The 12,165-nt window shown below is 64.4% G+C and carries 14 protein-coding genes; 5 read left to right on the forward strand and 9 right to left on the reverse strand.

Features of this window, described 5'->3' with window-relative positions; genetic code table 11:
• Window positions 1–42 precede the first annotated feature (42 nt).
• Window positions 43–1,278, reverse strand: a complete 1,236-nt coding sequence (locus tag CTP10_RS09835) for a pyridoxal phosphate-dependent aminotransferase (RefSeq protein ID WP_116320468.1) — start codon at window positions 1,276–1,278, stop codon at window positions 43–45.
• Window positions 1,279–1,632: 354 nt separating this feature from the next.
• Between CTP10_RS09835 and CTP10_RS09840 the strand changes: the two genes are divergently transcribed.
• The 5 genes from CTP10_RS09840 (at window position 1,633) to CTP10_RS09860 (ending at window position 5,958) form a co-directional block, all read left to right on the forward strand.
• On the forward strand, window positions 1,633–2,022 hold the full coding sequence (locus CTP10_RS09840; protein ID WP_116320467.1) for an Mth938-like domain-containing protein: 390 nt from the start codon (window positions 1,633–1,635) through the stop codon (window positions 2,020–2,022).
• A gap of 143 nt (window positions 2,023–2,165) precedes the next feature.
• A complete protein-coding gene (locus CTP10_RS09845; protein WP_116320466.1) occupies window positions 2,166–2,630 on the forward strand; it encodes a peroxiredoxin in 465 nt (154 codons plus the stop codon).
• A 364-nt stretch (window positions 2,631–2,994) separates the two neighbouring features.
• Window positions 2,995–4,698, forward strand: a complete 1,704-nt coding sequence (locus CTP10_RS09850; RefSeq protein WP_116320465.1) for a PhoH family protein — start codon at window positions 2,995–2,997, stop codon at window positions 4,696–4,698.
• A gap of 130 nt (window positions 4,699–4,828) precedes the next feature.
• On the forward strand, window positions 4,829–5,239 hold the full coding sequence (locus CTP10_RS09855) for a hypothetical protein (RefSeq protein ID WP_116320464.1): 411 nt from the start codon (window positions 4,829–4,831) through the stop codon (window positions 5,237–5,239).
• A 47-nt stretch (window positions 5,240–5,286) separates the two neighbouring features.
• The gene (locus CTP10_RS09860; protein WP_116320463.1) at window positions 5,287–5,958 is read left to right on the forward strand and encodes a C40 family peptidase; all 672 of its coding nucleotides are present in this window, start codon (window positions 5,287–5,289) and stop codon (window positions 5,956–5,958) included.
• 70 nt (window positions 5,959–6,028) lie between these two features.
• Here CTP10_RS09860 and CTP10_RS09865 read toward each other — a convergent pair whose 3' ends face one another.
• The 8 genes from CTP10_RS09865 to CTP10_RS09900 all read right to left on the reverse strand — a co-directional run bounded on the left by CTP10_RS09865 (window position 6,029) and on the right by CTP10_RS09900 (window position 12,076).
• Window positions 6,029–7,036 (reverse strand): inorganic phosphate transporter, encoded by a 1,008-nt coding sequence (locus CTP10_RS09865; RefSeq protein WP_029048704.1) that lies wholly within the window; start codon window positions 7,034–7,036, stop codon window positions 6,029–6,031.
• Window positions 7,037–7,049: 13 nt separating this feature from the next.
• A complete protein-coding gene (locus tag CTP10_RS09870; RefSeq protein WP_010809517.1) occupies window positions 7,050–7,676 on the reverse strand; it encodes a DUF47 domain-containing protein in 627 nt (208 codons plus the stop codon).
• A 191-nt stretch (window positions 7,677–7,867) separates the two neighbouring features.
• A complete protein-coding gene (locus CTP10_RS09875) occupies window positions 7,868–9,259 on the reverse strand; it encodes a replicative DNA helicase (protein WP_116320462.1) in 1,392 nt (463 codons plus the stop codon).
• Window positions 9,260–9,455: 196 nt separating this feature from the next.
• Window positions 9,456–9,908, reverse strand: coding sequence for a 50S ribosomal protein L9 (gene rplI / locus CTP10_RS09880; RefSeq protein ID WP_116320461.1), 453 nt, complete (start codon window positions 9,906–9,908; stop codon window positions 9,456–9,458).
• Between the two features lie 31 nt (window positions 9,909–9,939).
• A complete protein-coding gene (rpsR, locus tag CTP10_RS09885) occupies window positions 9,940–10,218 on the reverse strand; it encodes a 30S ribosomal protein S18 (RefSeq protein ID WP_116320460.1) in 279 nt (92 codons plus the stop codon).
• A 3-nt stretch (window positions 10,219–10,221) separates the two neighbouring features.
• Window positions 10,222–10,521, reverse strand: coding sequence for a primosomal replication protein N (priB, locus tag CTP10_RS09890; protein WP_116320459.1), 300 nt, complete (start codon window positions 10,519–10,521; stop codon window positions 10,222–10,224).
• A 77-nt stretch (window positions 10,522–10,598) separates the two neighbouring features.
• A complete protein-coding gene (gene rpsF / locus CTP10_RS09895; protein WP_042886264.1) occupies window positions 10,599–10,973 on the reverse strand; it encodes a 30S ribosomal protein S6 in 375 nt (124 codons plus the stop codon).
• 110 nt (window positions 10,974–11,083) lie between these two features.
• Entirely contained in the window at window positions 11,084–12,076 is a 993-nt protein-coding gene (locus CTP10_RS09900) for an asparaginase (RefSeq protein WP_116320458.1), read from the reverse strand.
• Between the last annotated feature and the right edge of the window lie 89 nt (window positions 12,077–12,165).

Raw genomic sequence — 12,165 nt, forward strand, 5'->3', positions numbered from 1 at the left:
CTTCTGAGTTGCTAAGGATGGGTTGCGGCGCGGCCCGCGAAATCAGGCCGCTGCCTTGCCGTGGCGTTTCCGGTACGCCTCGAGGAAACGCGCGATGCGGTTGATGGCCTCGCGCAGGTCTTCCTCATGCGGCAGGAACACGATGCGGAAATGGTCGGGCTTGGCCCAGTTGAAGCCGGAGCCTTGCACCAGCAGCACCTTGGACTCCTGCAGCAGTTCGTAAATGAACTCCTGGTCGTCCTGCACCGGATACATCGACAGGTCCAGCTTCGGGAACAGGTACAGCGCCGCCTTGGGCTTGACGCAGGTCACGCCCGGAATCGCGGTGATCAGTTCATAGGCCAGGTCGCGCTGGCGGCGCAGGCGCCCGCCTTCCGCGACCAGGTCGTTGATGCTCTGGTAGCCGCCCAGCGCGGTCTGGATCGCCCACTGGCCCGGCACGTTGGCGCACAGGCGCATCGACGACAGCATGTTCAGGCCTTCGATGTAGTCGATGGCCGGGCGCTTGTCGCCCGACACCACCATCCAGCCGGCGCGGTAGCCGCACGAGCGGTAGTTCTTGGACAGGCCGTTGAAGGTCACCGTCAGCACGTCGGTCGACAGCGACGCGATCGAGGTGTGGGTGACGCCGTCGTACAGGACCTTGTCGTAGATCTCGTCGGCGAAAATGATCAGGCCGTGCTCGCGCGCGATGGAAACGATTTCGAGCAGCAGTTCGTCCGAATACAGTGCCCCGGTGGGGTTGTTCGGGTTGATGATGACGATGGCCTTGGTATGCGGCGTGATGCGGGCACGGATATCGGCTGGATCCGGCATCCAGTCGTTGGCCTCGTCGCAGATATAGTGCACCGGCGTGCCGCCCGACAGGCTGACCGCGGCGGTCCACAGCGGGTAGTCAGGCGCCGGCACCAGCACCTCATCGCCGGTGTTGAGCAGAGCGTTGACCGCCATCACGATCAGTTCGGAGGCGCCGTTGCCAACATAAATATCGTCCAGGCCAACGCCTTCGATATTTTTTTGCTGGGTATAGTGCATGATCGCCTTACGCGCGGCGAAAATACCCTTGGAATCAGAATAACCTGCCGAATTCGGCAGGTTTCGCATCATGTCCTGCTGAATCTCTTCCGGCGCGTCAAAACCGAAAACGGCCAGGTTGCCGATATTCAGCTTGATGATCTTGTGCCCTTCTTCCTCCATCTGCTTGGCCTTTTCCAGCACCGGACCGCGGATGTCGTAGCAAACGTTATTGAGTTTGTTGGATTTCTGGATGGGTTTCACGGCGATGTCGGGGCAGGCTGTCGGGCAGGGATAGTGTGCCGCGTCGGCGGCACCGGGCAGAGCATCTGGCTAAATCTGAACGAACGCGGAGGCGCCGTCCGCTGCAATGCAACGCGGGTGTGGCACGGGCGTGGCAAACAGGGAGGCAAAAGCTATAATTTATCGGATTATGACAGACTTCGGCAGGGATTCTTGCATTGCAGCGTACGCCAGCGGCGCGTACGGCAATCGACCGCGGGCCATGGCCCGACCCTGCGCCTGTCCTGCCCGTCACACCACGACCGCCCGCGCTGCCGGCCATCCGCCCCACGGGCCGGCCAGACAATCCGCGGCGGCCGCCGCAGAGGCCTCCAAGTGAAACTCCACGCCGACCAGACCCCGTCGCTGAATACCGTCACGGCCTATGGGCCTGACTACATCGAGATCAACCTCGTCCGCCACACCACCTCGATCCTGGTCATGCCCGAAGGCGAGATCCGGCCCTGGCCGGTGAGCCGCTTCGAAGACCTGGAGCCCGCTCATTTCGAGCAACTGGCCGAACTCGGGCCCGAAGTGGTGCTGCTCGGGACAGGCTCCCGGCTGCGCTTCCCGCATCCGCGCCTGACTGCGTCGCTATCGCGCCGCCATGTGGGCGTCGATGCCATGGACATACAGGCCGCCTGCCGCACCTACAACATCCTGATGGCCGAGGGCCGCAAGGTGGCCGCGGTGCTGCTGCTCGAACCGGCTGCCGACGCTGCCTGACGCCGAAGCGGGCCCCCGTGGCGCCCACGCAAAGTTGAGCCCACGCCACGCTTGAAGTCCGGGTGCCCGCCCCAATCTGCTCCCGCTACGGTGGCAGCACCCCCTTCCCGAATCTCCCTGCCCCTTGCCCAGGAGCCACAAGAATGACGATCAGTCTCAACAAGGCCGTACCCGACTTCAGCGCGCCGATGACAGGCGACGCCACCTTCCGCCTTGCCGACTTCCGCGGCAAGACGGTGGTGCTGTACTTCTACCCGAAGGACAACACGCCGGGTTGCACCACGGAGGCCATGAACTTCCGCGACCAGTACGATGACTTCATCAAGGCCGGCGTGCAGGTGTTCGGCCTCTCTCGCGACAGCATCCGCTCGCACGAAAACTTCAAGGCCAAGCTCGAGCTTCCGTTCGAACTGATCTCCGACGCCGACGAAGCGGTGTGTTCACTGTTCGATGTCATCAAGATGAAAAAGCTTTATGGCAAGGAGCATCGGGGCATCGAGCGCAGCACCTTTGTCATCGACGGCAAGGGCATCCTGCGGCACGAGCTGCGCGGCATCAAGGTGCCGAACCATGTCGACGAAATCCTGGAACTGGTGCGCGCCATCTGAGCTATTGCGTGCGTGCACTCCGCGTACAGCCGGCGCCGCAAAGGGTTGGCAAACCCAATTGCCAAACCCGGGACCTTCGGATACATTGGCCCGTAATGAGTTCAGATTCCGGATGCCACGCTGATTCGACTTCCCGGCCCAGGCGGTTCGCGCCACAGGCCGGTCGCGGACCTGCCGTGTCGCCGGTCCGCAAAGAAGCCGCCAACCCTGTTATGCAGGCATGGCGGCTTTTTTGTTTGCACTCATGCCTGTCCGCGCCGGGTGCCTCGCGCATGCATGCCCCGGCCCCTGGCCACGACGCCGCCGCGCGTCGCGGCACGGACGCTTTCGCCCCTCTCTCGTCCCCCTGAAAGGAAAGCCAAGCATGCCGCTGCCTACCATGCCCGCCAAGCCTGCCCAATTGCTGGATCCGAGTGAATTCGCTCCGGTCTCCGCGGTGCCCAAGGCCAAGTCCGCTACACAGGCCAAGAAACCTGTGCCGGCACTCGAGCGCGTGGCATTGCTGGAAACCGGCGAGGCCAAGCAGCCTGCCGTGAAGGCACGCGCCGCCGGTGGCACCCGCGCCCGCAGCACCGAAACCCCGGCAGGGCCGGCACCGACGGTCAACGCCCCGCCGGTCAGCCTGGTCAAGCCCGTGGCCGGCACCTCGCGCCGCGCGCGCAAGGCCGAAGGCCCGAGCAAGCTGTTCGTGCTCGACACCAACGTGCTGATGCACGACCCGAGCTCGCTCTTCCGCTTCGAGGAACACGACATCTATCTGCCGATGATGACGCTCGAAGAACTGGACAACCACAAGAAGGGCATGAGCGAAGTCGCGCGCAACGCGCGCATGGTCAGCCGCACGCTCGATTCGCTGGTGGGCGGCACCGACGGCGTACTCGACGAAGGCTTGCCGCTGGAAAAACTCGGCAACCGCGACGCGCAGGGCAAGCTGTTCTTCCAGACGCGACTGAACGACATCAAGCTGCCCGAGGGCCTGCCGCAAGGCAAGGCCGACAACCAGATCCTGGGCGTGGTCAGCGCGCTGCAGCAGCAGTACCCCGAGCGCCAGGTCGTGCTGGTGTCCAAAGACATCAACATGCGCATCAAGGCGCGCGCACTGGGGCTGCCGGCTGAGGACTACTACAACGACCAGGTCCTGGAAGACAAGGACCTGCTCTACGCCGGCGTCATGCAGTTGCCCGGCGACTTCTGGGCCAAGCACGGCAAGGGCGTGGAAAGCTGGCAGGATCCCAAGTCCGGCGCAATGTTCTATCGCCTGACCGGGCCGCTGGTGCCGTCCTTCCTGGTCAACCAGTTCGTCTACCTGGAACCGGTCGACGGCAGCCTGCCGCTGTACGCGCAGGTCAAGGAAATCAATGGCAAGACCGCGCTGCTGCAGACGCTCAAGGACTACACGCACCACAAGAACAACGTGTGGAGCGTGACCGCGCGCAACCGCGAGCAGAACTTCGCGCTCAACCTGCTGATGAATCCGGACATCGACTTCGTCACGCTGCTGGGCCAGGCCGGTACCGGCAAGACGCTGCTGGCGCTGGCAGCGGGGCTGGAGCAGGTGCTCGACCAGAAGCTCTACAACGAGATCATCGTCACTCGCGCCACCGTGCCGGTCGGCGAGGACATCGGCTTCCTGCCCGGCACCGAGGAAGAGAAGATGCAGCCGTGGATGGGCGCCTTCGACGACAACCTGGAAGTGCTGCAGAAGAGCGACGACAGCGCCGGCGACTGGGGCCGCGCGGCCACGCAGGAGCTGATCCGCTCGCGCATCAAGGTCAAGAGCATGAACTTCATGCGCGGCCGCACCTTCGTCAACAAGTTCGTCATCATCGACGAGGCGCAGAACCTGACGCCCAAGCAGATGAAGACGCTGGTGACGCGAGCGGGCCCCGGCACCAAGATCATCTGCCTGGGCAATATCGCGCAGATCGACACGCCGTACCTGACCGAGGGCTCGTCTGGCCTGACCTACGTGGTGGACCGCTTCAAGGGCTGGAGCCACAGCGGGCATATCACGCTGGCGCGCGGCGAGCGCTCGCGCCTGGCGGACCACGCCGGCGACGTACTCTGACGCGGGCAGCGGGCCGGCGCGCCTACCCCTTGCGGGCGGGTGCGCCGGCCCGTTGTCGTGAATGGCAAGCGCATTGCGGCTATGATGTCCGCACATGCGCTTGTTGTCCCGCACCCCACTGGAGGCGTCGATGAACCAACAGCATCTCCGCCTGGCCGCGCTGATTGCCGCAGCCATGGCACTGGCCGGCAGCCCGCGCCCTGCGCGCGCCGCGGCTGACGACCTGGTGATCCGCACCATGGGCCCGGTGAGCTATGTCTGCGGCGGTGTCGCCGAAGACGAGCGCCAGGCGCTTGCCGCGCGCGAGAAGGATTTCAATATCGGCATCCTGTTCACCCAGGGCACCGCGGGCGAGTTCCTGTCCGATGTTGCCGTCAAGCTGGTACGCGACGAACAGGAGGTCGCAACCTTCCGCGCCGCCGGCCCCCGCTGCCTGATACGTGCGCCAGAAGGCAGCTACAATATCGAAGCCAGTTACAAGGGCCAGGCCAAGTCGATCAAGGTCAGCACCGGTACGCGCAACGCCCAGCTACGCTGGTAGTGGCAAGGTTTCCGGTGCGCCGGCAGGCCGGCGACCGGAATCCAAGGATGCCATTGCGCCGTACCCATAGTTCTTCCCATCCTCCCGCACCGCCACGCCTGCTTGCCCGGGCCGGCCTGCCGCTGCTCTGCGCCACCGCGCTGCTGCTGGCAGCGTGCGCCAGTTCCCCTCCCTCTCGCTATGGCAGCTTGCCACGCACGCCCGGCAAGCCCATGGTCGATCCGAGTGCCGGGCTGGAAGAAATCTCGATCCAGGCGATGTCGCTGGTCGGCACGCCTTACCGCTATGGCGGCAACACGCCGGATTCCGGCTTCGACTGCAGTGGACTGGTGCGCTATGTGGTATCCCGTGCCGCCAGCGTGAACCTGCCGCGCACCACCGAAGCCATGGGGACCCGCGGCAGCACGCTCGACCGCAGCGAAGTCGCTTCAGGCGATCTGGTGTTCTTCAACACCACCGGACGCGCCAACTCGCACGTCGGCATCTACGTCGGCCAGAACCGCTTTGTCCATGCGCCGTCGTCTGGCGGCACCGTGCGGCTGGAGGACATGGGCAAGCCCTACTGGGCCTCGCGCTACAACGGCGCACGGCGGGTGGTTTCCGGCGCGATCAACCTGCCCCCGCCAGCTACACCAGTCCCTGCGCCGGCCCCGCTGGTACCAGAACCGGCCCCACTGCCTGACGACGACGACCCCATCGCCGCCTTCGCCAACCGCTGAGCGCCCGGCACGCGGGCAAACAAAAAGCCAGGCAGCTGCCTGGCTTTTTGCATGACCGCACAATCCCGCGTTACAGGATATGGCGCCCGATCCACCATGCGATCGCCGCCATGAAGGCCGATGCCGGAATCGTCAACACCCAGGCCCACACGATATTGCCAGCCACGCCCCAGCGCACCGCGGACATCTTCTGCGCAGAACCGACGCCGACGATGGCCCCTGTGATCGTATGCGTGGTCGACACCGGCACGCCCAGCGCCGAGGCAAAGAACAGCGTCAGCGCCCCGCCGGTCTCGGCACAGAAGCCGCCCACCGGCTTGAGCTTGGTGATCTTCTGTCCCATGGTGCGCACGATGCGCCAGCCGCCGAACAGCGTGCCCATGCCGATGGCCACGTAGCAGCTCACGATCACCCAGGTCGGCGGCTGGCCGCCAGCCATCACGTGGCCACTGGCGATCAGCAGCATCCAGATGATGCCGATGGTCTTCTGCGCGTCATTGCCGCCATGGCCCAGGCTGTACAGCGAGGCCGACACCAGCTGCAGCCGGCGGAACCAGCGGTCTACACGCGACGGCGGAGTGCGGAAGAAGGTCCAGCCCACCATCACCATCATGATCGAGCCCAGCAGGAAGCCCAGGAACGGCGAGATCAGGATAAAGGCCACGGTCTTCAGCAGGCCGCTGCCGACCAGCGCACCGGTGCCGGCCTTGGCCACCGCCGCGCCCACCAGCCCGCCGATCAGTGCGTGCGACGACGACGACGGGATGCCGTAGTACCAGGTAATGACGTTCCAGGCGATCGCCCCGACCAGGGCGCCGAAGATGACGTAGTGGTCGACGATCCCGACATCGATGGTGCCGGTGCCTACGGTGGCCGCCACCTTCAGGTGAAAGACGAAGATCGCGACGACGTTGCACATCGCCGCCATCGCGACCGCATGGTGCGGCTTGAGCACGCCCGTGGACACCACCGTGGCGATCGAGTTGGCCGCGTCGTGGAAGCCGTTCATGAAGTCGAACAGCAGCGCGAGCGCCACCAGCAAGGCGATCACCCACAGGCTCATTTGAATGGTCTGCATGCCGATTGCCGCCTCAGGCGTTTTCCAGGACGATGCCTTCGATGATGTTGGCGACGTCCTCGCACTTGTCGGTGATCGTCTCGAGCTGTTCGTAGATGGCCTTCAGCTTGATCAGGCGCTTGACATCGGTCTCGTCGCGGAACAGCTTCGACATGGCCGAGCGCATCACGCGGTCGGCCTCGGACTCGAGCTGGTCGATCTGCTGGGCGGTCTTCAGGATGGTGCTGGCGTTGCCCATGTCCTCGAGCAGGCCTACCGCGATCTTGACCTGGTCGCAGCACTGCACGCAGATCGCGGCCAGGCGCAGCGCCTCGTCGGTCAGGTTGGTCACGTCGTACAGCGAGATGGTTTCGGCCACGTCTTCCATCAGGTCCAGGATGTCGTCCATGGTCGTGATGAGCTTGTGGATCTCGTCGCGGTCCAGCGGCGTGATGAAGGTCTTGTGCAGCAGGTCGATGGTGTCGTGCGTGATCCGGTCGGCCTTCTTCTCGGTGGCCTGGACGCGGCGGGCATGCGCCTCGGCGTTGGGCAAGTCGTTGACCAGGGCCTGGAGCTCGTGGGCGGCGGTCACCGCGCAGTCGGCATGCTGGTTGAAATATTCGAAGAACTTGCCCTCAGTGGGCATGAATCGGCCGAACATGGAATGTTCCTTAAGGCGGCGCGTGTAGCGCTGCTGATGTGTTACAGATTGAACGAACGCGTGTTATGACAGCCACCGGTTAGGCGGCTGTCATCAAAGCGCAATATTTTACAGGGTTACGCGGACATTGCCCGCCAATTTGGCACAGACGAGACGGTATACGCCGCGATCTCGCAGGCGGCTTGACTTCGTCAGGTGTCGTTGTCGAAGAAGGCCGGGCCGCCGGTGAAGTTGTCGAACTTGGTGAACTGGCCCAGGAAGGTCAGCCGCACCGTGCCGATCGGGCCGTTACGCTGCTTGCCGATAATGATTTCGGCGGTGCCCTTGTCCTGCGAATCCGAGTTGTAGACTTCGTCGCGGTAGATGAACAGGATTACGTCGGCATCCTGTTCGATAGCGCCGGATTCGCGCAAATCGGACATCACCGGGCGCTTGTTGGGGCGCTGTTCCAGGCTTCGGTTCAGCTGCGACAGCGCGATCACCGGGCAGTTGAGTTCCTTGGCCAGACCCTTCAGCGAACGTGAAATTTCTGAAATTTCCGTCGCGCGGTTCTCACCGCCGCCGGAGCCCGACATCAGCTGCAGGTAGTCGATGATGATCAGGCCGAGCTGGCCGCACTGCCGCGCCAGGCGGCGCGAGCGGGCCCGCAGTTCCATCGGGTTCAGCGCCGGGGTTTCGTCGATGAACAACTGCGCATCGTTCATGCGCTGGATGGAATGCGTCAGGCGCGGCCAGTCTTCATCCAGCAGCCGGCCGGTACGCAGCCGGTGCTGGTCCAGCCGGCCGACCGAGCCGAGCATACGCATGGCCAGCTGCGTGCCCGCCATTTCCATCGAGAACACCGCTACCGGCAGGCCCTGCTCCACCGCCACATGCTCGCCAATGTTCAGCGAGAACGCGGTCTTACCCATCGACGGGCGGCCCGCCACGATGATCAGGTCGCCGCCCTGCATGCCGCTGGTCATCCGGTCCAGGTCCACGAAGCCCGTGGGCACGCCGGTCACGTCGCTGGTGCTGTCGCGGTGGTACAACTCGTCGATACGCTCAACCACCTGCGTCAGCAGCGGCTGGATTTCCTGGAAGCCCTGCTGGCCACGCGAGCCTTCCTCGGCGATCGCAAAGACCTTGGACTCGGCTTCGTCCAGCAGCTCGCGCACTTCGCGGCCCTTGGGCGCGAAGGCGGCCGAGGCGATGTCGTCGGCCACGGTAACCAGCTTGCGCAGCACCGCACGCTCGCGCACGATTTCCGCATAGCGACGGATATTGGCCGCGCTGGGCGTGTTCTGCGCCAGCGAATTCAGGTACGCCAGCCCGCCCACCTCCTCGGCCTTGCCCGCAACCTGCAGCATTTCGTAGACCGTGATCACGTCGGCCGGTTTGGTGGCCGAGATCAACCGGGCGATGCTCTGGAAGATCATCCGGTGGTCGAAGCGGTAGAAATCCGCCTCCGAAAGGAAGTCCGCAATGCGGTCCCAGGCGGCGTTGTCCAGCAGCAGGCCACCGAGCACCGACTGTTCGGCTTCGATGGAGTGCGGCGGGACCTTGAGGTTGTCGAGTTGGGGGTCGGCGACGGGCGCGTTCATGGGGAGGGATTATAACGGCGGGACGCTGGCAGGAGGACGCACTACGCCGGACATTTGCCAGACACTTGCCTGACAACAGCCGGACATCTGCCAGCCAGCGCAAGCGGAAAACAAAAAAGGCAGGAGCCAGGGCTCCTGCCTTTTCTGCTTGCAGTGCTTCACGCGGCGCCGGGTCCGGCACCGCTGCAGCGGGTCTTCAGACCTGCTCGCCCAGCACCGACACGGTCACGTCGACCACCACGTCGGTGTGCAGCGCGACGCTGATCGGGTGGTCGCCCACCATCTTCAGCGGGCCGTTCGGCAGGCGAACCTGAGCCTTCTCGACCTTGAAGCCCTGGCCTTCCAGTGCCACGGCGATGTCGGCGTTGGTGACCGAGCCGAACAGACGGCCGTCGACACCCGACTTCTGGCTGATCTGGACGGTCAGGCCGTTCAGCTTCTCGCCTTCAGCTTGCGCAGCAGCCAGCTTCTCGGCGGCGGACTTTTCCAGCTCGGCGCGCTTGACTTCGAATTCGGCGATCGCGGTTTGCGTGGCGCGGCGCGCCTTCTTCGACGGGATCAGGAAGTTACGAGCGTAACCGTCCTTCACCTTGACGATGTCACCCAGGTTGCCCAGGTTGATGACTTTTTCCAGCAGAATGACTTGCATCGTGTTTTCTCCGTTACGGACCTAGGGCCTATCAGTTCTTGTGCAGGTCGGTGTACGGCAGCAGCGCGAGGAAACGCGCACGCTTGATTGCCGTATCCAGCTGACGCTGATAGTGGGCCTTGGTACCGGTCAGGCGGGCCGGCGTGATCTTGCCGTTGTCGCCGACGAAGTCCTTCAGGGTGTCCAGATCCTTGTAGTCGATCTGTTCCACGCCAGCCACGGTGAAGCGGCAGAAGCGCTTGCGCTTGAACAGCGGGTTCTGTTGCTGGAAGCGCTTCTTGTTCTTGTTGTCACGTTTGACGAATGCCATGATTCAATCCTTTACGAATGCTTTACATCCGGTGATGTGAAAGACGAGAGCCTTGCTGTTGCGGTGCTTGCGAGCGAGGAATCCTTCGCAGTCGAGCAGCGTGCCGAGCGGTAGCCGCTCAAGCCGCTGGCCGACCGGCCCGATCCCCATCGCTGCGATGGCAAACTCGACCTGGCGTGGCGTTTCCGCCTCGACGGCCTCGCCGCTGTACTGCAGGATGCAGTTCACGACGGGCACCCCGGCCGGGGTAAAGCGCAGGGCATCGCGTTCCGCCAGGGTGGCGGCAAGCCGAAGCTGATTCAACGCGGGGCCTCTCGCTGTTTGCCATCGATGCTGCCGTGGCCGACGCTGTCAGCCATGGCTCGCACCGCAGTCCGCACTCAGGCGGGCTGGCCTTCGGTGGTCGTTTGCGCGGCCTTGCGGGCTTCTTCGCGCTGCACTTCCTTCATCATCGGCGAAGGAGCGGTCTCGGCCTTCTTGGTCTGCACGATCAGGTGGCGCAGGACGGCGTCGTTGAACTTGAACGCGTGTTCCAGTTCAGCCAGGGTGTCCTTGCCGCATTCGATGTTCAGGCAAACGTAGTGAGCCTTGGCCAGCTTCTGGATCATGTAGGCCATCTGGCGACGGCCCCAGTCTTCCACGCGATGAACGTTGCCGTTCTGCGAGGTCACGAGCTGCTTGTAGCGCTCGATCATGGCCGGCACTTGTTCGCTCTGGTCCGGGTGGACGATGAAGACGATTTCGTAATGACGCATTGACGCTCCTTTTGGATTAGCCACCCGGGCGTCACGAGTCCGGTGTGGCAAGGTTGAATAGCCTTAAAGTATAGCTCGGCGACGGACTGGCGCGCAAGCGCACCACTGCATCAAGCCCTGGCAAAAGCCGCCTGCAGGCGCACGGGATCGCCGGCCAGGGCAGGATCCGCCGCCAGCGCCAGCGCCAGCAGCACCCTTGCCTTGTACGGATTCAGATCCGCCGCAGAGACGAAAACGCCATCTGACGGGCTGGGGTGCGGCGGGATCGCCACGTGACCCGCACCGGTACGCGAACTGCGGACCACCGCCACGCCAGCGGCGGCGGCATCCACCAGGGCCTCCGCCAGCACTTCATGGATCGAACCATTGCCGGCTGCGGCCACCACCAGGCCCGCCACGCCGGCCCGCACCAGCGCGTCGACGGCGATACGGCCCGGCTGAGCGTAGCTCGCCACGATCTCAACCACCGGCCATGCGCGCGGCATCGGCCCGATCGCCCAGGCCTGCCGGGGCGTGCGAGCGAACCGCACGAAATCGTCCTGCACCAAGCCAAGCGGCCCGCACTGGGACACAAAGGCATCCACCGCCGACGTATGCGCCTTTGCAATATCGCGCGCCGCGTGGATCTGCTGGTTCAGCACCACCAGCACGCCCTTGCCGCGCGCATCCGGATGTGCTGCCACCCGGACCGCATCAAGCAGGTTGAGCGGCCCGTCGGCTGACAGCGAGGTGGACGGCCGCATCGCCGCTGTCATCACCACCGGGATTGGACACGCCTGGGTCAGGTGCAGCGCCATTGCCGTCTCTTCCAGCGTATCCGTACCGTGCGTAATCACGATGCCCGCCACACCCGCCTGCGCCGACCAGTGCTCGACACGCGCCGCCAGCACGGCCCACAGCGCGAAGGTCATGTCCTTGCTGTCGACTTGCGCCACCTGCTCGGCTTCGATCCGCGCCACCGACTTCAGCGCCGGCACCGCCGCCAGCAACGACGACACGGGCACGGTTGCCGCCTGGTAGTGCGCGCTGCTGGCGGGGTTGCCGGAAGCGCCGGCAATGGTGCCGCCGGTAGCCAATACGACGATGCGAGGCAATTGGGTCATAGGTGCTGGGGGCTCAGGAGACAAGAAGGGAAACGCATGCGCTGGGCGATGGAATCGCGATTGTAATGGCGGACCTCCCCCGGCGGGCC

The sequence above is a fragment of the Cupriavidus sp. P-10 genome (assembly GCF_003402535.2).
GTDB lineage: Bacteria > Pseudomonadota > Gammaproteobacteria > Burkholderiales > Burkholderiaceae > Cupriavidus.